At 69.4% G+C, this 26,410-nt stretch carries 24 protein-coding genes; all 24 read right to left on the bottom strand.

Annotation, left to right across the window (positions count from 1 at the left end):
* Positions 1 to 107: 107 nt before the first annotated feature.
* Positions 108 to 554: a DUF2550 domain-containing protein gene (locus LN251_RS20730; protein WP_458245700.1), complete on the bottom strand. Its 447-nt coding sequence runs from the start codon at positions 552 to 554 to the stop codon at positions 108 to 110.
* A gap of 141 nt (positions 555 to 695) precedes the next feature.
* On the bottom strand, positions 696 to 1,070 hold the full coding sequence (locus tag LN251_RS20725; RefSeq protein ID WP_058923145.1) for a F0F1 ATP synthase subunit epsilon: 375 nt from the start codon (positions 1,068 to 1,070) through the stop codon (positions 696 to 698).
* A 111-nt stretch (positions 1,071 to 1,181) separates the two neighbouring features.
* Positions 1,182 to 2,618 carry a F0F1 ATP synthase subunit beta gene (atpD, locus tag LN251_RS20720; RefSeq protein ID WP_058923146.1) on the bottom strand — a complete coding sequence of 479 codons (1,437 nt, stop codon included), beginning with the start codon at positions 2,616 to 2,618 and terminating at the stop codon, positions 1,182 to 1,184.
* Entirely contained in the window at positions 2,618 to 3,535 is a 918-nt protein-coding gene (locus LN251_RS20715) for a F0F1 ATP synthase subunit gamma (protein WP_458245699.1), read from the bottom strand. The genes atpD and LN251_RS20715 overlap by 1 nt, the downstream gene beginning before the upstream one ends.
* A 21-nt stretch (positions 3,536 to 3,556) precedes the next feature.
* Positions 3,557 to 5,146: a F0F1 ATP synthase subunit alpha gene (gene atpA / locus LN251_RS20710; RefSeq protein ID WP_458245698.1), complete on the bottom strand. Its 1,590-nt coding sequence runs from the start codon at positions 5,144 to 5,146 to the stop codon at positions 3,557 to 3,559.
* Positions 5,147 to 5,266: 120 nt separating this feature from the next.
* On the bottom strand, positions 5,267 to 6,082 hold the full coding sequence (locus LN251_RS20705; protein ID WP_458245697.1) for a F0F1 ATP synthase subunit delta: 816 nt from the start codon (positions 6,080 to 6,082) through the stop codon (positions 5,267 to 5,269).
* The gene (locus LN251_RS20700; protein ID WP_058923150.1) at positions 6,079 to 6,627 is read right to left on the bottom strand and encodes a F0F1 ATP synthase subunit B; all 549 of its coding nucleotides are present in this window, start codon (positions 6,625 to 6,627) and stop codon (positions 6,079 to 6,081) included. Before LN251_RS20700 ends, LN251_RS20705 begins: the two co-directional genes overlap by 4 nt.
* Positions 6,628 to 6,665: 38 nt before the next feature.
* The gene (atpE, locus tag LN251_RS20695; protein ID WP_046591560.1) at positions 6,666 to 6,905 is read right to left on the bottom strand and encodes an ATP synthase F0 subunit C; all 240 of its coding nucleotides are present in this window, start codon (positions 6,903 to 6,905) and stop codon (positions 6,666 to 6,668) included.
* A 76-nt stretch (positions 6,906 to 6,981) separates the two neighbouring features.
* Positions 6,982 to 7,752, bottom strand: coding sequence for a F0F1 ATP synthase subunit A (gene atpB, locus LN251_RS20690; protein ID WP_058928167.1), 771 nt, complete (start codon positions 7,750 to 7,752; stop codon positions 6,982 to 6,984).
* A gap of 273 nt (positions 7,753 to 8,025) precedes the next feature.
* Complete coding sequence (locus LN251_RS20685; protein ID WP_458245696.1) at positions 8,026 to 8,463, bottom strand: hypothetical protein; 438 nt, start codon at positions 8,461 to 8,463, stop codon at positions 8,026 to 8,028.
* A gap of 302 nt (positions 8,464 to 8,765) precedes the next feature.
* A complete protein-coding gene (locus LN251_RS20680) occupies positions 8,766 to 10,100 on the bottom strand; it encodes an MraY family glycosyltransferase (RefSeq protein ID WP_458245695.1) in 1,335 nt (444 codons plus the stop codon).
* Positions 10,101 to 10,249: 149 nt separating this feature from the next.
* Positions 10,250 to 11,491, bottom strand: a complete 1,242-nt coding sequence (locus LN251_RS20675) for a serine hydroxymethyltransferase (RefSeq protein WP_458245694.1) — start codon at positions 11,489 to 11,491, stop codon at positions 10,250 to 10,252.
* A 123-nt stretch (positions 11,492 to 11,614) separates the two neighbouring features.
* Positions 11,615 to 12,295: an arsenate reductase/protein-tyrosine-phosphatase family protein gene (locus tag LN251_RS20670; RefSeq protein WP_383676824.1), complete on the bottom strand. Its 681-nt coding sequence runs from the start codon at positions 12,293 to 12,295 to the stop codon at positions 11,615 to 11,617.
* Positions 12,292 to 12,939 (bottom strand): L-threonylcarbamoyladenylate synthase, encoded by a 648-nt coding sequence (locus LN251_RS20665; RefSeq protein WP_058923155.1) that lies wholly within the window; start codon positions 12,937 to 12,939, stop codon positions 12,292 to 12,294. The genes LN251_RS20670 and LN251_RS20665 overlap by 4 nt, the downstream gene beginning before the upstream one ends.
* 52 nt (positions 12,940 to 12,991) lie before the next feature.
* Positions 12,992 to 13,837 (bottom strand): peptide chain release factor N(5)-glutamine methyltransferase, encoded by an 846-nt coding sequence (prmC, locus tag LN251_RS20660; protein WP_249838928.1) that lies wholly within the window; start codon positions 13,835 to 13,837, stop codon positions 12,992 to 12,994.
* Positions 13,838 to 13,878: 41 nt separating this feature from the next.
* A complete protein-coding gene (prfA, locus tag LN251_RS20655; protein WP_362992142.1) occupies positions 13,879 to 14,955 on the bottom strand; it encodes a peptide chain release factor 1 in 1,077 nt (358 codons plus the stop codon).
* 106 nt (positions 14,956 to 15,061) lie between these two features.
* Positions 15,062 to 15,286: a 50S ribosomal protein L31 gene (rpmE, locus tag LN251_RS20650; RefSeq protein ID WP_019753312.1), complete on the bottom strand. Its 225-nt coding sequence runs from the start codon at positions 15,284 to 15,286 to the stop codon at positions 15,062 to 15,064.
* A gap of 123 nt (positions 15,287 to 15,409) precedes the next feature.
* A complete protein-coding gene (locus LN251_RS20645; protein WP_458245693.1) occupies positions 15,410 to 16,543 on the bottom strand; it encodes an LCP family protein in 1,134 nt (377 codons plus the stop codon).
* A 207-nt stretch (positions 16,544 to 16,750) separates the two neighbouring features.
* Positions 16,751 to 18,550: a trypsin-like serine protease gene (locus LN251_RS20640; protein ID WP_458245692.1), complete on the bottom strand. Its 1,800-nt coding sequence runs from the start codon at positions 18,548 to 18,550 to the stop codon at positions 16,751 to 16,753.
* 165 nt (positions 18,551 to 18,715) lie between these two features.
* Positions 18,716 to 20,767, bottom strand: coding sequence for a transcription termination factor Rho (gene rho / locus LN251_RS20635; RefSeq protein WP_458245691.1), 2,052 nt, complete (start codon positions 20,765 to 20,767; stop codon positions 18,716 to 18,718).
* A gap of 412 nt (positions 20,768 to 21,179) precedes the next feature.
* Positions 21,180 to 22,097 (bottom strand): homoserine kinase, encoded by a 918-nt coding sequence (gene thrB / locus LN251_RS20630; RefSeq protein WP_458245690.1) that lies wholly within the window; start codon positions 22,095 to 22,097, stop codon positions 21,180 to 21,182.
* A 266-nt stretch (positions 22,098 to 22,363) separates the two neighbouring features.
* On the bottom strand, positions 22,364 to 23,422 hold the full coding sequence (gene thrC / locus LN251_RS20625; RefSeq protein ID WP_458245689.1) for a threonine synthase: 1,059 nt from the start codon (positions 23,420 to 23,422) through the stop codon (positions 22,364 to 22,366).
* 6 nt (positions 23,423 to 23,428) lie between these two features.
* Positions 23,429 to 24,721 carry a homoserine dehydrogenase gene (locus tag LN251_RS20620; RefSeq protein ID WP_458245688.1) on the bottom strand — a complete coding sequence of 431 codons (1,293 nt, stop codon included), beginning with the start codon at positions 24,719 to 24,721 and terminating at the stop codon, positions 23,429 to 23,431.
* 152 nt (positions 24,722 to 24,873) lie between these two features.
* Entirely contained in the window at positions 24,874 to 26,265 is a 1,392-nt protein-coding gene (lysA, locus tag LN251_RS20615; RefSeq protein ID WP_458245687.1) for a diaminopimelate decarboxylase, read from the bottom strand.
* Positions 26,266 to 26,410: the final 145 nt, after the last annotated feature.

Here is a 26,410-nt window from a genome sequence, read left to right as displayed (position 1 = left end):
GCGGCCGCGGCTCTGCTGGCCGCGTCGCCGGTGAACATAACGGTGACGTACGGCTCCGCGCAGCACACCGTCGTCGCCTCGCAGGCCGACGTACCGAACCGGGTATGTCAGGCCACGTTGACACGCTGACCGGGGGGCGCCGCCTCCAGCCAGGCAAGGAAACCGGTCAACGCGTCCTCGCTCATGGCGAGTTCGAGGCGCGTGCCGCGGTGCAGGCAGGTCAGGACGACGGCGTCGGAGAGGAGGGCCAGCTCCTCCTCCCCCTCGGGGAGGCGGCGGCCGGCCACCTCGATCGCGGCACGCTCCAGGACGCGGCGCGGCCGGTAGGCGTAGGAGAAGACGCGGTACCACTCGATGCGGTCGCCGTTGTAGCGGGCGACGCCATAGCTCCAGCCTTTTCCGCTGGTGTCGGCCTTCTCGGAGACGTCCCAGCGCAGGGAACAGTCGAAGGTGCCCCCGGAGCGCTGGATGAGTCTGCGGCGGAGACCGAAGACGAACAGCCCCAGCACCACGAGTGCCACGACGATTCCGCACACAGTCAGAGCGAGGACCATCGACACCGACCTCCTCGTCTCCTAGGTACCGATACAGGTAACGGAACGGAAAAAACATCCATATCTGCCTCAGCCGCGGTCGGCGCCGGATTGCTCCGGTGCCGACCGCGGCTGAGTGACGTCATGCGACTCCGCGCGGCCTCAGCGCGTGGCCGCCGCACGCAGTCGTACATCTGCGCGGCGCTCGGCGGCGGCGTCGCCCTCCGCCTTCGCCCGCTCCAGCTCGCGTTCCACGCGCTGGACGTCGATCTCGTCCGACAGCTCGGCGATCTCGGCCAGCAGCGACAGCTTGTCGTCCGCGAACGAGATGAAACCGCCGTGCACCGCGGCGACGACCGTCCCACCATCACTCGTACGGATGGTCACCGGGCCCGACTCCAGCACACCGAGCAGCGGCTGGTGACCGGGCATGACGCCGATGTCGCCGGACGTGGTGCGCGCGACGACCAGGGTGGCCTCGCCGGACCAGACCTCTCGGTCGGCCGCGACCAGCGCGACGTGCAGCTCAGCAGCCAAGGTGGCTCCTCGGGTCACCACCCGGCGGTTCGGCCGGGTGTTGGTTACAAGTCTAGTAGGCGTGAAAGAGGGGGCGGGACGCACCCGCCCCCTCAGTCGAACTCAGGGAGTTCAGGAGACGCCGAGCTCCTTGGCGTTGGCCTTGAGGTCCTCGAGGCCACCGCACATGAAGAACGCCTGCTCCGGGAAGTGGTCGTACTCGCCGTCGCAGATCGCGTTGAAGGCCGCGATCGACTCGTCCAGCGGGACGTCCGACCCGTCGACGCCGGTGAACTGCTTGGCGACGTGGGTGTTCTGGGACAGGAAGCGCTCCACGCGACGGGCACGGTGGACGACGAGCTTGTCCTCCTCGCCGAGCTCGTCGATACCGAGGATCGCGATGATGTCCTGGAGGTCCTTGTACTTCTGCAGGATCGTCTTGACGCGCATGGCGGCGTCGTAGTGGTCCTGCGCGATGTAGCGCGGGTCCAGGATGCGGGACGTGGAGTCCAGCGGGTCCACGGCCGGGTAGATGCCCTTCTCCGAGATCGGACGGGACAGCACCGTCGTCGCGTCGAGGTGGGCGAAGGTGGTGGCCGGGGCCGGGTCGGTCAGGTCGTCCGCGGGGACGTAGATCGCCTGCATCGAGGTGATCGAGTGACCACGGGTCGAGGTGATGCGCTCCTGGAGGAGACCCATCTCGTCGGCCAGGTTCGGCTGGTAACCCACCGCGGAGGGCATACGGCCGAGCAGCGTGGAGACCTCGGAACCGGCCTGCGTGAAGCGGAAGATGTTGTCGATGAAGAACAGCACGTCCTGCTTCTGGACGTCACGGAAGTACTCGGCCATGGTCAGGCCGGCCAGCGCGACGCGCAGACGGGTGCCCGGGGGCTCGTCCATCTGACCGAAGACCAGCGCGGTCTTGTCGATGACGCCCGAGTCCGACATCTCCTCGATGAGGTCGTTGCCCTCACGGGTGCGCTCACCGACACCGGCGAACACGGAGACACCGTCGTGGTTGTTGGCGACGCGGTAGATCATCTCCTGGATGAGCACCGTCTTGCCGACGCCGGCACCGCCGAACAGACCGATCTTGCCGCCCTTGACGTACGGGGTCAGCAGGTCGATGACCTTGACGCCGGTCTCGAACATCTCGGTCTTCGACTCGAGCTCGTCGAAGTTCGGCGCCTTGCGGTGGATGGACCAGCGCTCGCCGTCGTAGGACTCGTCGACGTTCAGCACCTCACCGAGGGTGTTGAACACCTTGCCCTTGGTGAAGTCGCCGACCGGGACGGTGATGCCCGTGCCCGTGTCGGTGACGGCGGCCTGGCGGACCAGACCGTCGGTCGGCTGCATGGAGATCGTGCGGACCAGGCCGTCACCCAGGTGCTGGGCGACCTCAAGGGTCAGGATCTTCTTCTCGCCGGCGTTGGCCGGGTCGGCCACCTCGACGTGCAGCGCGTTGTAGATCTCCGGCATCGCGTCGACGGGGAACTCCACGTCGACGACCGGGCCGATGACCCGGGCGACGCGGCCCGTGGCCGTCGCGGTCTCAACAGTGGTGGTCATTAGCGGTCACTCCCCGCGGTCGCGTCGGCCAGGGCGCTGGCGCCACCGACGATCTCGCTGATTTCCTGGGTGATTTCGGCCTGGCGGGCCGCGTTGGCAAGCCGGGAGAGCGTCTCGATGAGCTCACCCGCGTTGTCGGTCGCCGACTTCATCGCGCGCCGGGTGGCGGCGTGCTTGGAAGCGGCCGACTGGAGCAGCGCGTTGTAGATACGGCTCTCCACGTAGCGCGGCAGCAGGGCGTCGAGGACGTCCTCCGCCGAAGGCTCGAAGTCGTACAGAGGGAGGATCTCGCCCTTGGGCGCGGCCTCCTTGGCGACCTCTTCGAGGCTGAGCGGCAGCAGACGGTCGTCGAGGGCCGTCTGCGTCATCATCGAGACGAACTCGGTGAAGACGATGTGGAGCTCGTCCACGCCGCCCTCGGCCGTGTCCTTCTCGATGGCCTCGATCAGCGGAGCCGCGACCTTCTTGGCGTCCGCGTACGTGGGCTCGTCGGTGAAGCCGGTCCACGACTCCGCGACCGTGCGCTCACGGAAGTTGTAGTGGGCGACACCACGACGGCCGACGATGTAGGTCACGACCTCCTGGCCCTCGCGCTCCAGCCGCTCGGTGAGCTGCTCCGCCTTCTTGATGGCGTTGGAGTTGAAGGCACCGGCGAGGCCACGGTCGCTCGTCAGGAGCAGCACCGCGGACCGCGTGACCGTCTCGGCCTGCGTGGTCAGCGGGTGCTTGGTGTTCGAGCCGGTACCGACCGCCGTGACCGCGCGCGTCAGTTCCCGCGCGTACGGCGTGGAGGCCGCCACCTTGCGCTGCGCCTTGACGACGCGCGAGGCGGCGATCATCTCCATCGCCTTGGTGATCTTCTTGGTCGCGGTGACGGATCGGATGCGACGCTTGTAGACCCGGAGCTGGGCTCCCATGAGTCAGGTCCCTTCCTTACGTCACTTGGCGGCGGCCGGAGCGTCCTCGCCGAGAAGCTTTCCGTCCGAGGTCTCGAACTGCTTCTTGAACTCGGCGATCGCGTCGGCGACGGCGGTGAGGGTGTCGTCCGACATCTTGCCGCCCTCCTTGATGGAGGTCATGAGGCCCTGCTCCTTGCGGTGCAGGTACTCGAGGAGCTCGCGCTCGAAGCGGCGGATGTCGCCCACCGGGACGTCGTCCATCTTGCCGGTGGTGCCGGCCCACACCGAGACGACCTGGTCCTCGGTCGACATCGGCTGGTACTGGGCCTGCTTCAGCAGCTCGACCATGCGCTGGCCGCGCTCCAGCTGCGACTTCGACGCGGCGTCCAGGTCGGAACCGAAGGCGGCGAACGCCTCCAGCTCACGGAACTGGGCGAGGTCGACGCGCAGACGGCCGGAGACCTGCTTCATCGCCTTGTGCTGCGCGGAACCACCGACTCGGGAGACGGAGATACCGACGTTCAGCGCGGGGCGCTGACCGGCGTTGAACAGGTCCGACTCCAGGAAGCACTGGCCGTCGGTGATGGAGATGACGTTGGTCGGGATGAACGCCGAGACGTCGTTGGCCTTGGTCTCGACGATCGGCAGACCGGTCATCGAGCCGGCGCCCATGTCGTCGGAGAGCTTCGCGCAGCGCTCCAGCAGACGGGAGTGCAGGTAGAAGACGTCACCGGGGTAGGCCTCGCGGCCCGGCGGACGGCGCAGCAGCAGCGACACGGCGCGGTAGGCGTCGGCCTGCTTGGACAGGTCGTCGAAGATGATGAGGACGTGCTTGCCCTCGTACATCCACTGCTGGCCGATGGCCGAACCGGTGTACGGCGCCAGGTACTTGAAGCCGGCCGGGTCGGACGCCGGGGCGGCGACGATGGTCGTGTACTCCAGCGCGCCGTTCTCCTCCAGCGCGCGGCGGACCGACGCGATGGTGGAGCCCTTCTGGCCGATGGCGACGTAGATGCAGCGGACCTGCTTCTTCGGGTCGCCGGTGCGCCAGTTGTCACGCTGGTTGATGATCGTGTCGACGGCCAGGGCGGTCTTGCCGGTCTGGCGGTCGCCGATGATCAGCTGGCGCTGGCCGCGGCCGACCGGGGTCATGGCGTCGACGGCCTTGTAGCCGGTCTCCATCGGCTCGTGCACCGACTTGCGCTGCATGACCGTGGGGGCCTGCAGCTCGAGGGCGCGGCGACCGCTGGTCTCGATCTCGCCGAGACCGTCGATCGGGTTGCCGAGCGGGTCGACGACGCGGCCGAGGTAGCCCTCGCCGACGGCCACGGAGAGCACCTCGCCGGTACGGGTGACCGGCTGACCCTCCTCGATGCCGCTGAACTCACCGAGGACGACGCAGCCGATCTCGCGCTCCTCGAGGTTGAGGGCGAGGCCGAGGGTGCCGTCCTCGAACTTCAGCAGTTCGTTGGCCATGGCCGAGGGCAGGCCCTCGACCTTCGCGATGCCGTCGCCGGCAAGGGTGACCGTACCGACCTCCTCGCGCGAGGCCGCGTCCGGCTTGTACGACTGGACGAAGTTCTCCAGCGCGTCCCGGATCTCCTCCGGCCGGATCGTGAGCTCCGCCATCTGGGTTCCCTGCTCTCCTTGTTGGGCCCGAAGTTTCAACTTGGGGGTCTGGGGGCGACCCCCAGGAATCCTCTGCACGGCCCAACTCGGGCCGTCTTACTACGTCGTATTGAGTTGCTGCTAGCTCGCCAGTCGGCGGCCGGCGTCCTCGATGCGGTCCGCGATCGAGCCGTTGATGACCTCGTCGCCGACCTGCACCCGGATCCCGCCGAGGACCTCGGGGTCCACGTCGATGTTCAGGTGCATCTGGCGGCCGTAGAGCTTGGCCAGCGCGGCGCCCAGGCGCTGCTTCTGCCCGTCGCTCAGCGGCACCGCCGAGGTGACGACGGCGACCAGGCGCTCCCGGCGCTCGGCGGCGAGCTTGGACAGGGACTCCAGTCCCGACTCCAGGCTACGTCCCCGCGGCGCGGTCACAAGGCGCGTCACCAGACGCTCGGTCGTCGGGACGGATCGGCGGTCCAGCAGCCGGTGCAGCAGCTCGACCTTGGCCGAACCGGTGGCGGCACGGTCGGTCAGCGCGGCGCGCAGCTCGGTGTTGGAGGAGACGATCCGGCCGAACCGGAACAGCTCGTCCTCGACGTCGTCGAGCGCGCCCCTCTTCTGCGCGGCGGTGAGGTCGGCGATGTCCGCCAGTTCCTCCAGCGCGTCCACCAGGTCGCGCGACTGCGACCAGCGGGAACGCACCATGCCGGACACCAGGTCCACGGCCTGGCCACCGACCTGGCCACCGAGCAGACGCTCAGCGAGCCCGGCCTTGGCCTCACCGGCCTGCGCCGGGTCGGTCAGGACCCGACGCAAGCTGACCTCGCGGTCGAGCAGCGCGGTGACGGCGGCCAGCTCGTCGGCGAGCTTCGCCGCGTCGGCGGACGTGGAGTCCGTCAGCGCGTCGAGACGCTCGCGTGCGGCGGCCAGTGCCTCGCGGCTCGCTCCGTTCATCGGGTGGCCTCGGCCTTCTCCTCGAGCTCGTCGAGGAAGCGGTCGATGACGCGGCTCTGCCGGGCGTGGTCCTCGAGGGACTCGCCGACGAGCTTGCCTGCCAGCTCGGTCGCGAGGTGACCGACGTCCTGCCGCAGCGCGGACGCGGCGGCCTTGCGGTCGGCCTCGATCTGCGCGTGACCCGCGGCGACGATCTCCTCGCGCTGCCGCTGGCCCTCGGCGCGCATCTCGGCGATGAGCGCGGCACCCTGCTCCTGCGCCTCCTGGCGCAGACGCGCGGCCTCGTGCCGGGCCTCGGCGAGCTGGGCCTTGTACTGCTCGAGAACGCTCTGGGCCTCGACCTGAGCGGCCTCGGCCTTCTCGATGCCACCCTCGATCGCCTCGCGGCGCTCCTCCAGAACCTTGTTGATGTTCGGGAGCAGCTTCTTCCAGAAGAAGAAGAACACGATGGCGAAGGCGATGGTGCCGACGAGCAGTTCGGGGCCGGGCGGGACGAGGGGGTTCTGCTTCTCCTCGGCCGCCAGCTGAACCAGGTTGGCGATCACATCAGTGCCTTTCGTCGATACGTGTCGGTCAGTAGGTCTTACTGACCGAACACGAACGGCATAACGATGCCGATGAGGGCGAGCGCCTCACAGAACGCGAAGCCCAGGATCTGGTTGGCGCGGATCAGACCGGCCGCCTCGGGCTGACGGGCGAGGGCCTGGGTGCCGTTACCGAAGATGATGCCGATACCGATGCCGGGGCCGATGGCCGCGAGGCCGTAACCGATGGAACCGAGGGAACCCGAGACGCCGGCGGCGAGGTCGATGGCAGCGGACATGCCGTTTCTTCCTTCTCTTTTACGGACCGGTGGGGGTTGGCCACCGGACGACTGGTGGGGGTGGGGCGGACGGTGCTCAGTGGTGCTCGGCGAGAGCGCCCTGAACGTAGGAGCAGGCCAGGAGGACGAAGACGTACGCCTGAACGGCCTGCACGAAGAGCTCGAAGAGGATCATGATCACGGTCATGACGAACGAGACGCCCGCCGCCGGGATCATGTAGCTGTTCAGCAGGTACCAGCTGGCGACGGTGAACATCGCGAGCAGCAGGTGGCCGGCGAACATGTTGGCGAAGAGTCGGACCGCGTGCGTGAACGGGCGGACGAGGACGTTCGAGAAGAACTCGATGATCACGACGAGCGGGAGGACCGCGCCGAGCGACTTGTCGTAGCCGGTGAGGTTCTTGAAGCCGCCGACGAAACCGTGCTTCTTGAAGGTCAGCGACAGCCAGGTGATGTAGACGATCGCGGCGAGCACGGCCGGGAAGGCGATGATCGACGACACCGGGAACTGCGCCAGCGGGATCACGGACCAGACGTTCATGATCCAGATGAAGAAGAACAGCGAGACCATGAGCGGGACGTACTTCTCGCCCTCGCGCTTGCCCAGCGTCTCGTAGACGATGCCCCGGCGGACGAAGTCGTAGCCCGCCTCGCCGACCATCTGCAGCTTGCCCGGGACGACCTTGGCCTTGCCGAAGGCGGCCGAGAAGAAGACGGTGACGATCAGGGTGGTGATGAGCGCGAGCAGCATCACCTTGTTGAACTCGAACCCGCCGACGGTGACGATCGGCTTGAAGAGGAACGAGTGCAGGCCCGGAGCCGGGAAGCCACAGCCGTTGTCGGACAGGATGCGGCAATCCCACTCAAAGGCGAGCTGGGTCGGGTCAGCACTCACCGCGGGCTCCTTCGGCGTGACGCATGGGTTCGGCAACCTCGTTGTGTCGGCGCGGCGCACGGCCGCGGGTCGGCACCGGACTGGTGTTACGGATGTGAGAGCGGCTGGGGGGCTTCGAGCCTCGCGATCGAACAGGCGTCAGCTCAGATGCCCGCGCCCGCGATGCCGCAGTTGGCATCGGACGATAGCAGGAGATCTCGCACGCCCTTATCCCGCCCCTACCTCTCACGACGACGACCGTGTCTTCTCGGACTTGCCGCTCTTCTCGGAGTCCGGATCGACGTAGAAGATCTTGGACTTCATGTGTGCACGGGCCTGCGTGGCCATCCACACGACGGTCGCGATCACCAGGGAGAGCGCGAACGCCTTGCCGTTGAAGAGAGACGTGCCCTTGAAGACGGCCACGAAGATCATGAGCAGCAGGAGTTGGGCGACGTAGAGCATCAGCCCCATGGCCTGGAACAACTGCGGGAGCGTTTTTGCCGTCCACTGCAGGACGTAGAGACCAAGGCCCATGAACAGCATCGCCAGTACGACACCGACAGCCGCCCCGATCGCGCCCTTGCCGCCGGCGACCGCAGCGCTGACGGCGACGGCGACCACGCCGGCAGCCGCTGTGGGCACAGCGATCGGCAGTAGGTTCCGGACGTCGTTGGACGGCATGGCGGCAGCTCCGCTTTCGCAGGGGGGGCAGGGTGTCGTCATGGACGAGCGTAGTCCCGGGGTGAGAGGGGAACTCACGGCCAATGGACCGTCGCACTGCGGTCCTTCGGCTCTGTCCTGGGTTCTCGTGAACCGTATCACAAACTATTTGATGCGGTCTTTACCAAGAAGGTGTGCTCGCAGTCACACATGAGAGTGACAGCGCCCGTCTGTGCAAAAACAGGGCCAGGTTGTCTGGTATTGGGTCGCTTTGCAACCCCACGACTTGGCAATGCTCTAGTCAGATTCTTACCTTGTGAACGTCAGCGGGACGTTCCGGCCTTTCCCTTGTCCAAGAAGCGCGAACGGGCGCTGAGAGCGGTCGCTCCGTTGACTCCCGCCACACCGGCCACGACCGGGGTGCGCTCCTCCGCATCGCCCGGCTCCTCCTCCGAAGCCTCAACTGCCGCCTGTGCCAAGGCCGCTGAGGCGGCACGACGGCGGCGGTAGCGCGGCGGCACGAAGCCCTCGGCCCAGCGCGGGGTACGCGGCGTGAAGCGCGGCAGCAGGAGCAGGACGAGGCCGATCGCGCTGAGGATCACGATGCCGAGCACGATCCACATCGACGCGGAGTTGACCGAGTAGGCGAGCGCGCCGAAGGCGATCAGCGCCGACCAGAAGTACATGATCAGCACGGCCCGGCTGTGCGAGTGGCCGATCTCCAGCAGCCGGTGGTGCAGGTGGCCGCGGTCCGCGGCGAACGGCGACTGGCCGCGCCAGGTGCGGCGCACGATGGCCAGCACCAGGTCGGCGGCCGGGATCGCAATGATCGTCAGCGGCAGCAGCAACGGGATGTACACCGGCACCATCTGGTGCACCGCCTGCCGCTCGGACCCGCCGAACAGGCTGTCCGGGTCGACCTGCCCGGTGATGGAGATCGCGCCCGCGGCCAGCACCAGCCCGATCAGCATCGAGCCCGAGTCGCCCATGAAGATCCGCGCCGGGTGCATGTTGTGCGGCAGGAAGCCCAGGCACATGCCCATCAGCACGGCCGCGAACAGCGTCGCGGGGGCGGCCGACTCGATGCCGTACGAGTACCAGATGCGGTACGAGTACATGAAGAACGCGGCGGCCGCGATGCACACCATGCCGGAGGCCAGGCCGTCGAGGCCGTCCACGAAGTTCACCGCGTTGATGGTGATGACGACGAGCGCCACCGTCAGCAGCGTGCCCTGCCACTGGGTCAGCGCCACCGTGCCGACCTTGGGGATGGGCAGCCACAGGATCGTCAGACCCTGCATGACCATCACGCCGGCCGCGATCATCTGGCCGCCGAGCTTGATCAGGGCGTCGATCTCGAACTTGTCGTCCAGCACGCCGATCAGCCAGATCAGCGCAGCCCCGGACAGCAGCGCCCGCGGCTCGTTGGACTTGGTGAACACCTCGTTGAGGTTGGTCAGATGGTCCGCGACCAGCAGACCGGCGCACAGACCGAAGAACATCGCGATACCGCCGAGGCGCGGAGTGGGCTCCCGGTGCACGTCACGGGCCCTGATCTCCGGCATGGCTCCGGCCACGATCGCGAACTTCCGTACCGGCCCTGTCAGCAGATACGTCACCGCGGCCGTGATGCAGAGCGTCAGCAGGTATTCACGCACGGGCTTCCCCACAGGTCTCGCTGGCCATCTCAGCCCCACACCCTAGCGACGGACGCATATCAGTGGGGACTTCCGGGTAGCGACGATGGTTGCACGCGTGGCTGTGCGTGCCGGTGCACGCACGTCGACGCAGGTGCGCCTACCCCCGCTCAGCCGGGATACGGCTGAAATCTACCGGCCAGCTCACGGACTTGATCACGCGCCTTCTGACTCTCCACCTCACCGCGCAGCACGTGTCCGAACAATGCGGCGATGTGAGACATCTCCTTCTCCCCCATCCCCTGCGTGGTCACCGCGGCGGTACCGAGCCGCAGCCCGCGCGCGTCCGCGTGCGGCAGGGCGCAGCAGTCCAGCACCATCCCGGCCGCCGCGAGCCGCCCGCGCGCGGTGCGTCCGTCGACGCCGAGGGGCGCGGGGTCGGCGGTGATGAGGTGCGTGTCGGTGCCGCCCGTCGTCACGACCAGCCCCTCCGCGGCCAGCCGGGCCGCCAGGACCTTCGCGTTGGCGACCACCTGATGGGCGTAGGCGGCGAACGCCGGTGTTGCCGCCTCCCCGAACGCGACGGCCTTGGCGGCGATGGTGTGCATCTGCGCCCCGCCCTGGGTGAACGGGAAGACCGCCCGGTCGACCCGCTCGGCCAGCTCGCTCGCGCACAGCAGCATGCCGCCGCGCGGCCCGCGCAGTACCTTGTGGGTGGTCGCGCAGACGATGTCGGCGTACGACACCGGGCTGGGCGCCGCTCCCCCGGCCACGAGCCCGATGGGATGGGCGGCGTCGGCGATCAGATAGGCGCCCACCTCGTCGGCGACCTCGCGGAAGAGGGCGTAGTCGATGTGCCGGGGGTAGGCGATGGAGCCGCACACGATCGCCTTCGGACGGTGACTGCGGGCCAGGGTCCTGACCTGGTCGTAGTCGATGAGCCCGGTCTCCGCGTCCACCCCGTAGCCGACGAAGTCGAACCAGCGGCCGGAGAAGTTGGCGGGCGAGCCGTGGGTGAGGTGGCCGCCGTAGGGCAGGCCGAGGGCGAGGACGGTGTCGCCGGGCCGCAGCAGGGCCGCGTAGGCGGCGAGGACGGCGGAGGACCCCGAGTGCGACTGGACATTGGCGTGCTCGGCGCCGAACAGCGCCTTGGCGCGCTCTACGGCCAGCCGCTCGGCGACGTCGACGATCTCGCAGCCGCCGTGGTGCCGGGCGCCCGGATAGCCCTCCGCGTACTTGTTGGCCAGCACCGATCCGAGGGCGGCCAGCACGGCCGGCGAGGTGAAGTTCTCGGCGGCGATCAGCTGGAGCGTCGTCGACTGCCGGTCCAGCTCCCCGAGCAGGATGTCGGCCAGCTCGGGGTCCTGCCGCCGCAGGACGTCGGCGGGTGCGGGGGCATGGGTGACCGGCATGGTGGGCTCCGTACGTCGACGGTGACGTACGACCAATGTAGGCCCGGTACTGCTGGGACGCCCGGACGTGAGGTCTCTTCCGGTGACCCGGTGAGCCCCTTGACGGCCCGTCCGTCACCGCGGTCACCTGCGCGCGGGCACTCCGGTCAGCGCAGTCACCACCGGATCGAGCGCCTGGTGTATCTCGTCGCCGATGGACCGGAAGAAGGTCAGCGGTGCCCCGTACGGGTCGTACACCTCGTCCGCCTCCAGGGTGGGCGCCAGCAGCCACCCGCGTAGAGCCGCCGCCGCGCGCACCAGGGCCCGCGCGCGGACGACTATGCCCTCCTCCAGCGGGGGCAGGGTCGCCGGGTCGATCGCGCGGACCAGTCGGGTGAACTCCTTCAGCGTGAAGGTGCGCAGGCCCGCCGAGTGGCCCATGGAGATGACCTGGGCGCGGTGGTCGCGGGTGGCCGTCAGGACGAGGTCGGCCATGATGACGTGCTCGTCCAGCAGCTCCCGCCCGGTGAACCCGGAGGCGTCGGCGCCGAAGTCGGCCAGCACGGTCTCCGCGTTGGCCTCCATGGGCGCGCCCTCGTGGCCCCAGGTGCCCGCGCTCTCCACGATCAGCGCGGCGCCCAGGACGCCGAGCCGCTGTTTCACGTAATGCCGGGTCAGCCGCTCGGTGATGGGCGAGCGGCAGACGTTGCCGGTGCTGACGTGGAGGATGCGGAAGCAGTCGCGCGGAAGCCCCACGAACGTCGTCGTGATCTCCGCCATGCCTTCCCCGTTGCCTATGCCACGCCCCGCGTCAGGGGCCGTCAATTGGCCACCTCGAGGTCCGGCACGACCTTGCGCAGCTCCTCCGGCGACAGCGCGCCCTCCCGCAGCAGCACCGGCACCGGTCCGCTGACGTCGACGATGGAGGACGGCACGTTGCCGGGGGTGGGGCCGCCGTCGAGGTAGACGGACACGGAGTCGCCGAGCATCTCCTGGGCCGCGTCGCAGTCCTCCGGCGCCGGGTGGCCGCTGATGTTGGCGGAGGAGACCGCCATGGGACCGACCTCGGTCAGCAGCTCGATGGCGACGGGGTGCAGCGGCATGCGGACGGCCACCGTGCCGCGGGTGTCCCCCAGGTCCCACTGCAGGGACGGCTGGTGCTTGGCGATCAGCGTCAGCGCGCCGGGCCAGAAGGCGTCGACCAGCTCCCAGGCCATCTCGGAGAAGTCCGTGACCAGGCCGTGCAGGGTGTTCGGGGAGCCGATGAGGACGGGCGTGGGCATGGCGCGGCCCCGGCCCTTGGCCGCCAGCAGGTCGGTGACGGCCTCCGAGGAGAACGCGTCCGCGCCGATGCCGTACACCGTGTCGGTCGGCAGGACGACCAGCTCGCCACGGCGGACGGCGGACGCGGCCTCGCGCAGACCGGTGATGCGGTCGGTCGCGTCGTTGGTGTCGTATCGCCGTGCCATCTCTAGCGGGCCTCCTCGTACACGTGCTTCGGGCAAAGGATCCGTGCGGTGCTCACGGCAGCGCCTTGCGGGCCGTGGCGAACCGGGGGCGGTTGTTGAGGTCGGGGTGGTCGGCCGCGTCCGCCCAGCCGCGCTCCTCGGTGAAGATCCACGGCACCTGGCCGCCCTGGGTGTCGGCGTGCTCGATGACGACGACGCCGCCCGGCCGCAGCAGCCGGTGCGCGGTCCGCTCCAGACCGCGGATCAGGGTGAGGCCGTCCTCCCCGGAGAACAGGGCGAGTTCGGGATCGTAGTCCCGCGCCTCGGGGGCGACGTACTCCCACTCGGTGAGCGGGATGTAGGGCGGGTTGGAGATGACGAGGTCGACCTGGCCGTCGAGGTCGGGGAAGGCGTCCAGGGCGTTGCCCTGCCGCAGGTCGACCCGTGAGCCCTCGACGTTCTTACGGGTCCACACCAGGGCGTCCTCCGACAGCTCCACGGCGTGCACCTTGGAGCGCGGGACCTCCTGGGCCAGGGCGAGCGCGATGGCACCGGAGCCGGTGCACAGGTCGACGATGGTCGGCTCGACCACGTCCATGGCGCGCACGGCGTCTATGGCCCACCCGACGACGGACTCGGTCTCCGGCCGCGGCACGAACACGCCCGGCCCGACGTGGAGTTCGAGGTAGCGGAAGTAGGCGCGCCCGGTGATGTGCTGGAGCGGCTCGCGCTGTTCGCGCCGGGCGATGACCTCCCAGTAGCGGGCGTCGAAGTCCGCGTCCTTCACGGAGTGCAGCTCGCCCCGCTTCACGCCGTGCACGAACGCGGCGAGCTCCTCCGCGTCGTTGCGCGGCGAGGGCACGCCGGCGTCGGCCAGCCGCTGGGTGGCCTGTGCCACCTCTGCGAGCAGCAGGTTCACGCAAGTCCTCCGTGTCGTACTGGGTCGTGCGTACGTGCCTCTTACGCGGCCGCCAGCTTCGCCGCCGAGTCGGCGTCGACGCAGGCCTGGATCACCGCGTCGAGGTCGCCGTCCAGGACCTGGTCCAGGTTGTAGGCCTTGAAGCCGACGCGGTGGTCCGAGAGGCGGTTCTCCGGGAAGTTGTACGTGCGGATCTTCTCGGAGCGGTCGACGGTGCGGACCTGGCTGCGGCGGGCGTCGGCGGCCTCCTTCTCGGCCTCCTCCTGCGCTGCGGCGAGCAGCCTGGAGCGCAGGATACGCATCGCCTGCTCCTTGTTCTGCAGCTGGCTCTTCTCGTTCTGGCAGGAGGCGACGACTCCGGTCGGCAGGTGCGTGATGCGCACGGCGGAGTCGGTGGTGTTGACCGACTGGCCGCCCGGCCCGGAGGAGCGGTAGACGTCGATGCGCAGGTCGTTGGGGTTGATCTCGACGTCGACCTCCTCGGCCTCGGGGGTGACGAGGACACCGGCCGCGGAGGTGTGGATGCGGCCCTGGGACTCGGTCGCCGGCACGCGCTGCACGCGGTGCACGCCGCCCTCGTACTTCAGCCGCGCCCAGACGCCCTGGCCCGGTTCGGTGGCGCCCTGGCCGCCCTTGGTCTTCACGGCGACCTGGACGTCCTTGTAGCCGCCCAGCTCCGACTCGGTGGCGTCGATGATCTCGGTCTTCCAGCCGACGCGCTCGGCGTAGCGCAGGTACATGCGCAGCAGGTCGCCGGCGAAGAGGGCCGACTCGTCGCCGCCGGCGCCCGCCTTGATCTCCAGGATGACGTCCTTGTCGTCGCTGGGGTCGCGCGGGACGAGCAGCAGGCGCAGCTTCTCGGTGAGTTCCTCGCGCTGCTTCTCCAGCTCCTTGACCTCGGCCGCGAAGTCCGGGTCGGCGGCGGCGAATTCCTTCGCCGTCTCGATGTCGTCGCCGGTCTGCTTCCAGGAGCGGTACGTGGCGACGATGGGAGTCAGCTCGGCGTAGCGCTTGTTGAGCTTGCGCGCGTTGGCCTGGTCGGAGTGGACCGACGGGTCGGCGAGCTTCTTCTCCAGGTCGGCGTGCTCACCGACGAGTTCCTCGACGGCCTCGAACATCTTGGGCTCCTGTACTGCGATGCGGAAGGGAAGGCGGGCGACCAAAAACGCCGGTCCCGGCACGCCTGTGAAGGGGCGCGGCCGTGGACCGGCGGATTGGAGCTCGCTACTTCTTGGAGCCGGCCGCAGCCTTGCCGAAGCGGGCCTCGAAGCGGGCCACACGGCCACCGGTGTCGAGGATCTTCTGCTTGCCCGTGTAGAACGGGTGGCACTCGGAGCAGACCTCGGCGCGGATGGTGCCGCTGGAGATCGTGCTGCGGGTGGTGAACGACGCGCCACAGGTGCAGCTGACCTGCGTCTCGACGTACTCGGGGTGGATGTCGCGCTTCAAGGTGTCTCCTAGTTTCGGGAGGGCGCCGGGTCGCCGCCGCGGGATGCGACAGGCGTGAACCGGAGCCGACGTACCAGTCTGCCAGGACTGGGGCCATCCCCCAAAACCGGGGGCCCGGGCGATCTATTCCACGACGCCCTTGGCGTTGCCCGAGGCGGTGTCCTTGACGGCGCTCGCGGGGATGGGCCGGTCGTCCTTCAGGGCGTCCCAGACCTGCCGGGCCTTGGCCTTTTCGACGATGACGCGGTTGGGGTCGGCGGGGTCGTAGCGGACCGGCATGGTCACCATGTGCAGGTCGCCGGAGCCGATGCCCTTCAGGCCGCGTGCGAACGACATGAGCGAGTTCACGGAGCCGAGGTCGGAGTCGGTGGTGACGGTGCTGGTGGCGGTGTCGGCGAGGTCGTAGAGCTTCTTCGGGCTGGTGAAGATGCCGACGTGCTTGACCTGGTCGACCAGGGCCTTGATGAATGCCTGCTGGAGCTGGATGCGGCCGAGGTCGGAGCCGTCGCCGACGCCGTGCCGGGTGCGGACCAGGCCGAGGGCCTGCTTGCCGTCGAGCCGGTGCGTGCCGGCCTTGAGGTCGAGGTGGCTCTGCTTGTCGTCGATGTTCTTGGTCGTGGTGACCGGGACACCGCCGAGTTCGTCGATGAGCTTCTGGAAGCCGCTGAAGTCGACCTCGAGGTAGTGGTCCATGCGCAGGCCGGTGAGCGACTCGACCGTCTTCACCGCGCAGGTCGCGCCGCCGGTGGAGTAGGCGCTGTTGAACATCACGCCGGAGGCGGCGTCGTGCTTGTCGCCCTTGGAGTCCGTGCACTCGGGCCGGTCGATGAGGGTGTCGCGCGGCATGGAGACCACGCTCGCCTTCTTGTGGCCCTTGTAGACGTGCACGATCATCGCCGTGTCCGAGCGGGCGCTGCCGTCGTCGGCGCCGCCGCCGAGCTTCTTGTTGCTGCCGGAGCGGCTGTCGGAACCGAGGACCAGGATGTTCTCGGAGCCGTTGTCGGCCTTCGCCGGCCGGTCGGTGCCGAGGGCGCCGTTGATGTCGATGCTCTTGATGTTGCCGTTGAGCTTGAAGTACAGGTACCCGGCGCCGGTGCCACCCAGCACGACGATCCCCGCGGCGGTCCAGGCCATCAGGATCAAGGCCTTGCGGTGTTCGCTGCGCGGCGCGCGGCGGCGGCCCTTGGCGCGGTCGCGCCGGCCCTCGGTGCCGGTTCCGCCCGGTATGCCGGGCTCCGGCGTGCTCTCGGCAGACATGTGCTCCTCGAATCTCGTCCGGTCGGATACCCCCTGCTTCCGGGGACAGGCCTCAAGAGGCGCGGCTGGTTACCGCTCCATCGTCGCCCCGTCGGGTCAGACGGCGAAACTCGAGAAAGGGTTGCACAACGCTCTGTGCCCAATCCGAGGAGGATTGGGCACAGAGCGTGAACACGAACGCCGGGGAACCCCGGCTCACCTGCCAGGTCAGCCGAAGATGTCGTACTGCTGGAAACCGGTACCGACCGACACTCTTGTGGCAAAGATCTCGCTCGTCGCCTTACCGGTGCCCTTGTACAGGTACAGGGTGCCGCCGGACGTACGGGCCAGGAAGTCCGCCTTGCCGTCGCCGTTCACGTCGCCGATCGCGTCGAAGGCGTTGTAGCCCGTCCAGGCGCTGCGCACCTTGATCCGGGACGAGAAGGCGCCCGTGCCGGACTTGCCGGTGCCCTTGTACAGGTACAGGTCGCCGGTGGACTTGTTGCGGGCGAGCAGGTCGGCCTTGCCGTCGCCGGTGAAGTCGCCCTTGCCGCGCACCATGTTGTACTGGTTCCAGCCGGTGCCGACCTGGACGCGGGCGGCGAAGGTGCCGTTGCCCTTGCCGGGGTAGATCCACAGGGTGCCGCCGGAGTCGACCGACAGCAGGTCGGGCAGGTAGTCGCCGGTGACGTCGCCGGGGGCGATGATCCGGGTGCGGGTGGTCCAGCCGCCGAAGATCTTCGTCCTGGACCAGGAGTCACTGGACGGCACGTAGTGCAGCCAGTACATGTCGCCGGTGGAGCTCTGGCGCAGCACGAGGTCCTGGTAGCCGTCCCGGTTCAGGTCGGTCTGCAGGACCAGGTTCACTCCGCTGTACGACCCCAGCGACTGCCGGGCGGCGAACGACGAACCCGTGGAGTCCTTCTCGTACGCCTCCTTCGTCGAGGAGTTGCGCACGAACAGGTCGGCCTTGCCGTCCGTGTAGCTCAGGTTGGTGTCGTCGACGTTCGCGTAGGCGGCGCCGATGTAGGTGCTGACCTTCGAGAAGACGCTGTAGTAGCCCTTCGCGACGCAGTCCGTCACGCCCCAGGAGACGACGCCGACGATCCGGTTGTTCACGACGAGCGGTCCGCCGGAGTCGCCGTTGCAGGCGGCCTTCGTGCCGGTGTCGCTGCCGCTCTGCACGCCGGCGCAGATCATGTGCCCGGCGACGTAGTCGGAGCCGTAGACGTTCGAGCACGTCGAGTCGGCGTGGATGGTCAGCGGCGCCGACTTCAGCGTGTCGGAGATGTCCTGGCTGGTGGAGCTGGTGCGCCCCCAGCCGTAGACGGTGGCGCTGGTGCCGCCGGCGTACGAGGCGGTGTCACCGGACGTCGTCATGCGGATCGGCGTCGCCTTGACCGGGGAGGCCAGGGTGAGGACGGCGATGTCGTTGTTGATCGTCGTCGGGCTGTACGACGGGTGGTTCCACTGCCGCAGGGGCAGCGAGACGGTGCCGCCGTGCAGGTCGGTGTTGCCGTAGCTGTCGGTGGTCGGCAGCTGGCTGGTGCCGGTCAGGACGGCGCCGTAGGCCTTCCAGTTGTAGCTCTTGCCGTTCTCGTCCTTGACGCAGTGCGCGGCGGTGAGGATCTTCGTCGGCGACACGACCGTGCCGCCGCAGAAGAAGCCGATGTCGTCGCTGGTGTCGGAGGACGTGCCGTTGTCGTCGTAGTACCACAGCTGCGCCATCCAGGGCGCCGAGGTGATGGCGGTGTCGGTGCCGCCGATGACGTACGGGCTGACCGTGGAGCCGGAGGTGGTGGTGCTCGCGCTGTACGACGACTTGCTGGGAGCGGCCTCCCCGGCGGTGCCGCCGGTCGCGAGGGCGCCCGCGATCCGCTCGGTGAGCGCGGCCGTCGAGACCGAGACGGTGTCGGGCTTGCCGGTCGGCGTCGGCACGGAGGTCGCGGCGCTGGCCGAGGAGGTCAGCACGGCGGCGCCGACGGCGGCGGCGACACCGGCGGCGGCGAGGGGCAGCACGAGACGCATCCGGCGTCTGTGACGACCGCTGCCGGACAGGGATGTGGACAAGGGTGTTTCCCCCCGGGGGCACAGGTGATGGGAGGGGCGGGATAGCACGCCCGTTCCTATCAGCGCCAAAAAGGCGCCCTCCGTCACACAGGTGACGGAGGGCGCCTTTCGAGGCGGATGAGGTCAGTCGCCGTTGCCGGGGGTCGGCGTCGTCTTCTGGATCTGCATCAGGAACTCGATGTTCGACTTCGTCTGCTTCATCTTGTCCAGGAGCAGCTCGATCGCCTGCTGCTGGTCGAGCGCGTGCAGCACCCGGCGCAGCTTCCAGACGACGGACAGCTCCTCGTTGCCGAGCAGGATCTCTTCCTTACGGGTGCCGGACGCGTCGACGTCCACCGCGGGGAAGATGCGCTTGTCGGCGAGCTTCCGGTCGAGCTTGAGCTCCATGTTGCCGGTGCCCTTGAACTCCTCGAAGATCACCTCGTCCATGCGGGACCCGGTGTCCACCAGCGCGGTGGCGAGGATGGTCAGCGAGCCGCCGTCCTCGATGTTGCGGGCCGCACCGAAGAAGCGCTTCGGCGGGTACAGGGCGGTCGAGTCGACACCACCGGACAGGATGCGGCCGGAGGCCGGGGCGGCGAGGTTGTACGCACGGCCCAGACGCGTGATCGAGTCGAGCAGGACGACGACGTCGTGACCCAGCTCCACCAGACGCTTGGCGCGCTCGATGGCGAGCTCGGCGACCGTGGTGTGGTCCTCGGCCGGACGGTCGAAGGTCGAGGAGATGACCTCGCCCTTGACCGACCGCTGCATGTCGGTGACCTCTTCCGGACGCTCGTCGACCAGGACGACCATCAGGTGGCACTCGGGGTTGTTGTGCGTGATCGCGTTGGCGATCGCCTGCATGATCATGGTCTTGCCGGTCTTCGGCGGGGCCACGATCAGACCGCGCTGGCCCTTACCGATCGGCGACACGAGGTCGATGATGCGGGTGGTGAGCACGCCCGGGTCCGTCTCCAGACGGAGGCGGTCCTGCGGGTACAGCGGGGTGAGCTTGTTGAACTCCGGGCGGCCGCGGCCGTGTTCGGGCGCCATGCCGTTGACGGAGTCCAGCCGCACCAGCGCGTTGAACTTCTCGCGCCGCTCGCCTTCCTTGGGCTGACGGACCGCGCCGGTGACGTGGTCGCCCTTGCGCAGGCCGTTCTTGCGAACCTGGGCGAGGGAGACGTACACGTCGTTCGGCCCGGGGAGGTAGCCCGAGGTACGGATGAAGGCGTAGTTGTCGAGGATGTCGAGGATGCCCGCGACCGGAATCAGGACGTCGTCCTCGGCGATCTGCGGCTCGGTGGCCATCTCGTCGCGGCCGCGCCGGCCACGGCGGTCGCGGTAGCGCCCGCGACGGCCCCGGCGGCCGCCGTCGAAGTCGTCGTCGTCCTGCTGCTGGCGGTTGTCCTGACGGCCGCCGCCCTGCTGGTTCTGCTGCTGGCCACGCTGGCCGCCCTGGCCCTGCTGGTCGTCGCCCTTGCGGCGGTCCCCGCGGTCCTGACGGTCTCCGCGGTCCTGACGCTCGCCACGGTCCTGACGGTCCCCGCGGTCCTGACGCTCGCCGCGGTCACGGCCGCGGTCGCGGCGGTCGCGGCGGCCTCGGCCCTCGCCGTCACCGGCGTCGCCCCGGGCCTCGTTCTGCGCCTGCGGGGTGGAGTTGTCGTTCTTTGCCTCGCCCTTGGCCTCGGCGACGATCGTCTCGGCGCCGGAACCCGTCGGGGCACCGGCCTCGGCGGTGGCGCGGCGACGGCGGCGCTCGGTGGGGGCGTCGTCACCGGCGGCGGGCTGGCCGGGGATCTCGATCTGCTGCTGGGCCACGGCCTTGTCGGCGGGGGCCTCGGTCGCCTTCTTCTCGGCGACGGCAGCGCCGTCCTCGCCGGTACGGGACTTGGAGGTGGCCCGGCGCTTCGGCTTGGTCTCGGCGGCGGCGTCGGCCTTGGGGGCCGCTCCACCGCCACCGGCCTGCGCCTCCTTGATGACCTCGATCAGCTGGCTCTTGCGCATCCGCGCCGTGCCCCTGATACCGAGGCCCGAGGCGACCTGCTGCAGCTCGGCCAGCACCATGCCGTCGAGGCCGGTACCGCGGCGCCGCCGGGAGCCTGCACCGGTGGCAGGCGCGGAGGCGTCCGTGGCGGGCGCGGCAGCGGTCTCCTCGACACGTGCGCCCATCAGATCGGTGGTGTCGCTCACGAAGGGTCCTTCCCTGGAGCGGACGTCGGCCTTCTGGCTCGGCGACCGGTTGTGCTGTCCGGCAGTGGTCCTTGCTGTGTGGACCGTGCCGGGGCGGTGGTCCGCCAATGCAGGCGGAGGGAATTTCTGGGATGGCGCTGCCCGGAGCCTGGCCGTGACACCTGGTGTCAGTGTCACGTGGCTCGGTAGCACCGATTCCGGAGCGTGCCCGGCGAGTCGCTCAGTGCTCGTGTACGAGGTACTGCCCGCGTACGTCGTACGGAACACCGTGCGGCTTGGGAGGCTCCCGGAAGAATGTCTGTCCCGGACGGGGACACGAAGCACCTCGCCATGGTGGGGTCGGGTGCAGACTTGAGATTAACACTACCGGATCCAACAAACATTCCCCCTCTCGAAATCCGGCAACCGCGTGTCAGGGCGCAAGCGGCAACACGCTCGCTCCCTGCGCGTCGAGGTCGAGCCGGTTCGCGGCCCAGCCCTCGCCTGCCAGATGGGCCACCTTGTCGGCGCTGTCGGCGTCGACCAGCGCCAGCACGGTGGGTCCCGCTCCTGAGATGACCGCGGGCACCCCGTCGGCCCGCAGCCGCTCCACCAGCGCGGCGCTCTCCGGCATGGCCGGCGCGCGGTACTCCTGGTGGAGACGGTCCTCGGTGGCGGGCAGCAGCAGCTCGGGGCGCCTGGTCAGCGCCTCGACGAGCAGGGCCGCCCGGCCCGCGTTGGCGGCGGCGTCGACGTGCGGCACGGTGCGCGGGAGCAGTCCGCGCGCGGTCTCGGTGAGGACCGGCTTACCGGGCACGAAAACCACCGGAACGATGGAATCGGCGGGATCCAGCCGGATCGCGCGGGCGGCGCCGGCCTCCATCCAGGCGATGGTGAATCCGCCGAGCAGACACGGGGCCACGTTGTCGGGGTGGCCCTCGATCTCGGTCGCGAGCTCCAGCAGCGCCGTGTCGTCCAGGCGGGCCTCGCCGCCTATCGTCACGGCGCGCGCGGCGACGATGCCGGCGCAGATGGCGGCCGAGGAGGAGCCGAGGCCGCGGCCGTGCGGGATGCGGTTGGCGCACACGATCTCCAGGCCCCGCGGCTGTCCGCCGAGCAGGTCGAAGGCGGTGCGCAGGGACCGTACGAGAAGGTGGCTCTCGTCGCGCGGCAGCGTCTCGCCGCCCTCGCCGGCGATGTCGATGTGCAGCCCGGAGTCGGCGACCCGGACGACCACGTCGTCGTAGAGCCCCAGCGACAGGCCGAGGGCGTCGAAGCCCGGGCCGAGGTTGGCGCTGGTGGCGGGAACGCGCACCCTTACGGCGGCGGCGCGGAAGGCTGGACCGGCCATCGCTCGACGACTCTCCTTGAGCTGCGTGATTGTCGAAAACCTTCGAGGACTTTCGCTACGTGCGTGAGGACCCTGGAGGTCCTGGGAACCGCTTCCGGGCCGCGGAGACGGCGCGGCACCCGGCTGGATGCGGGGCATATGCAGCGGGCGGGTTCGGTACAGCCTATCGAAGGAAGGTTCTGTGGCGACATAGGGCGCACAGGAGGCGCACGATGCGTGTCGTAAGCCCCCTGTGCACCCCCGCCGGGGATGCCCCCGGCGTGGTGTTACGCCAGGCCGAGGCGCTCGGCCGCCGTCGCCGCGTCGACCGGGACGGTGACCGGCTGCGGGGCGCCGGCGACAGCCCAGTCCGGGTCCTTCAGGCCGTTTCCGGTGACCGTGCAGACGATGGTCTGCCCCGGGTCGACCTTGCCCTGTTCGGCGGCCTTCAGCAGACCGGCCACGGACGCGGCCGAGGCGGGCTCCACGAAGACGCCCTCCTGCGCGGCCAACAGCCGGTAGGCGCGCAGGATCTCACGGTCCGTCACCTCGTCGATGAGGCCGCCGGATTCGTCCCGGGCCGCCAGCGCATACTGCCAGGAGGCCGGGTTGCCGATGCGGATGGCCGTGGCGATGGTCGAGGGGTCCTTGACGATCTCGCCGCGCACGATGGGGGCCGAACCGGAGGCCTGGAAGCCCCACATGCGGGGAGTGCCGGTGGAGACGCCGTCGGCGGCGTACTCCTTGTAGCCCTTCCAGTAGGCCGTGATGTTGCCCGCGTTGCCCACCGGCAGGACGTGGATGTCGGGGGCGTCGCCCAGCATGTCCACGATCTCGAAGGCGGCCGTCTTCTGCCCCTCGATACGCACCGGATTGACCGAATTGACCAGCGCGACCGGGTAGTTGTCGCTCAGCGCGCGGGCCAGGGTGAGGCAGTCGTCGAAGTTGCCGTCGACCTGGAGGATCTTGGCGCCGTGCACGAGCGCCTGGCCCATCTTGCCCAGCGCGATCTTGCCCTGCGGCACGAGGACGGCCGACACCATGCCCGCGCGGACGGCGTAGGCGGCGGCCGAGGCGGAGGTGTTGCCGGTGGAGGCGCAGATGACGGCCTTCGCGCCCTCCTCCTTGGCCTTGCTGATGGCCATGGTCATGCCGCGGTCCTTGAAGGACCCGGTGGGGTTCGCGCCCTCCACCTTCAGGTGGACCTCGCAGCCCGTGCGCTCGGAGAGCACCTGCGCGGGCACGAGGGGCGTGCCGCCCTCGCGGAGCGTCACGACCGGCGTGCTGTCGGAGACGGGCAGCCGGTCCCGGTACTCCTCGATGATTCCGCGCCACTGGTGGGTCATTGCTGGTTACTCTCCTTCAACCCGCATGATGCTGGCGACACCCCGCACGGTGTCGAGCTTGCGCAGCGACTCGACGGTCCCGGACAGGGACGCGTCGGACGCGCGGTGGGTGACGACGACGAGAGAGGCCTCGCCGTCCTTGCCCTGCTGCCGAACGGTATCGATGGACACGCCGTGCTCGGCGAACACGGTGGCCACCTGGGCGAGAACGCCCGGTTTGTCCGCGACGTCGAGGCTGATGTGATAGCGGGTGACGACCTCACCCATCCCCGACACCGGCAGCGCGGCGTACGCCGACTCGCCGGGCCCCGTCGCCCCGCTGAGCCGGTTGCGGCAGACGGCGACGAGGTCGCCGAGAACGGCCGAGGCGGTCGGCGAACCGCCCGCCCCGGGGCCGTAGAACATCAACTGTCCGCTCGCGTCGGACTCGACGAACACGGCGTTGTACGCGCCGCGCACGGAGGCGAGCGGATGGGTCAGCGGGATCATCGCGGGGTGCACGCGCGCGGTGATCGAGCCGCCGTCCCCGGCCCGCTCGCAGATGGCGAGCAGCTTGATGGTGCAGCCCATCTCCTTCGCCGAACGGAAGTCGGCGGCGGTGACCTCGGTCATGCCCTCGCGGTAGACGTCGTCGAGGCGCACGCGGGAGTGGAAGGCGATGCCGGCGAGGATGGCGGCCTTGGCGGCGGCGTCGAAGCCCTCGACGTCGGCGGTGGGGTCGGCCTCGGCGTATCCCAGGGCGGTGGCCTCGTCGAGGGCCTCCTGGTAGCCGGCGCCCGTGGAGTCCATCTTGTCGAGGATGAAGTTGGTCGTGCCGTTGACGATCCCGAGCACGCGGTTGACCTTGTCGCCGGCGAGGGACTCGCGCAGGGGCCGGATCAGCGGGATGGCACCGGCCACGGCGGCCTCGTAGTACAGGTCCCGGCCGTGCTCCTCGGCGGCCGCGTGCAGGGCGGCCCCGTCCTGGGCGAGCAGCGCCTTGTTGGCGGAGACGACGGACGCGCCGTGCTCGAAGGCGGCGGCGATGAGGGACCGCGCGGGCTCGATCCCGCCGATCACCTCCACCACCACGTCGATGTCGCCGCGTTTGACCAGGGCGGTGGCGTCGGTGGTGACCAGGCTCGGGTCGATGCCCTCGCGCACCTTGCTCGGACGCCGGACGGCGACGCCCGCGAGTTCGACGGGGGCGCCGATCCTCGCGGCGAGGTCGTCGGCGTGCGTCGTCATGATGCGCGCCACCTCTGAGCCGACGACCCCACAGCCCAGCAGCGCCACCTTCAGCGGACGCGTACGCATCATCCGACCTCGTTTCCTCATACCGTCTACGGTGGGTCCAGTCTCACTCACCGGACGGGACTTTCTGTCGATTGTCCGGATCGTGAGACATCTATTTCATTTGTCGGAGGGTGGAGAACCGCAGATCTTCCACCCCGCCGCACGGGGCACGGGGCTCACCCGACGTCGAGACGCAGGAGGTCCTCCTCCGTCTCGCGCCGGACGACGACCCGCGCCTCGCCGTCGCTCACGGCGACCACGGGCGGCCGCAGCACATGGTTGTAGTTGCTGGCCATGGACCGGCAGTAGGCACCCGTCGCCGGTACGGCGATCAGGTCTCCCGGCGCCAGATCGCCCGGCAGGAACGCGTCCTTGACCACGATGTCCCCACTCTCGCAGTGCTTGCCGACGACACGGGCGAGCATGGGCTCGGCATCGGAGGTGCGGGAGACGAGAGACACGCTGTACTCGGCGTCGTAGAGCGCGGTGCGGATGTTGTCGGACATGCCACCGTCGACGGAGACGTAGGTGCGGAGGTTGTCGAGGGGCTTGATCGTCCCGACCTCGTACAGCGTGAACGCGGTCGGCCCGACGATGGCGCGCCCGGGCTCGACGGAGATGCGGGGCGTGCGCAGCCGGGCGCCCTCGCACTCGCGCGTCACGATCTCGGTGAGGGCCTTGGCGATCTCGTGCGGCTCACGGGGGTCGTCGTCACTGGTGTACGCGATCCCGAGCCCGCCGCCGAGGTCGATCTCCGGCAGCTCGATGCCGTGCTCGTCCCGGATGTCCCTGAGCAGCCCGACCACCCGGTGCGCGGCGACCTCGAACCCGGACATGTCGAAGATCTGCGACCCGATGTGGCTGTGGATCCCGATGAGCTCCAGCCCGTCCAGCTGCAGCGCCCGCCGCACCGCCTCCGCGGCCTGCCCGCCGGCCAGCGGGATGCCGAACTTCTGGTCCTCGTGCGCGGTGGCGATGAACTCGTGCGTGTGCGCCTCGACGCCGACGGTGATACGGATCTGCACGCGCTGCCGCTTGCCCAGCGACTGCGCGATGTGGGCGACCCGCACGATCTCCTGGAAGGAGTCGAGCACGATCCGCCCGACACCGGCCTCGACGGCCCGGTGGATCTCCTGCGCGGACTTGTTGTTGCCGTGGAAGGCGATGCGGTCGGCGGGCATGCCCGCGGAGAGGGCGGTGGCCAGCTCGCCGCCGGAGCAGACGTCGAGGTTCAGCCCCTCCTCGTGCAGCCACCGCACGACGGCACGGGACAGGAACGCCTTGCCAGCGTAGAAGACGTCGGCGTCCTGCCCGAAGGCGGTGCGCCAGGCGCGCGCCCGGGCCCGGAAGTCGGTCTCGTCGAGGACGTAGGCGGGGGTGCCGAACTCCTCGGCGATCCGCTTGACGTCGATACCGCCGACGGTCACGACACCGTCCTCGCCCCGGCCGACCGTCTGAGCCCACACCTTCGGGTCGAGGGCGTTGAGGTCGGTGGGCGGCGCGGAGTAGTGCCCCTCGGGAAGGACATCGGCGTGACGGGGCCCGGCGGGGTGTGCGGAACGGCTCATCTCAGTGGCTTTCTGGGGTGTCTCTGGGGCGGGTGGGGGGTCGCGGGGCGGAGGTCGCAGGGCCTCGGAGCGGGATCCGCGGACCGTGCAGGCCGGTGGCTGGTCCGGCCCGACGGCTGTCGAGCTGACCTGCTCGGCGGTGCGG

This window comes from Streptomyces sp. MAI_2237 (assembly GCF_054189285.1).
Note: the sequence above shows the minus strand (reverse complement) of the source record. Positions and strands in the feature narration are given on the sequence as shown.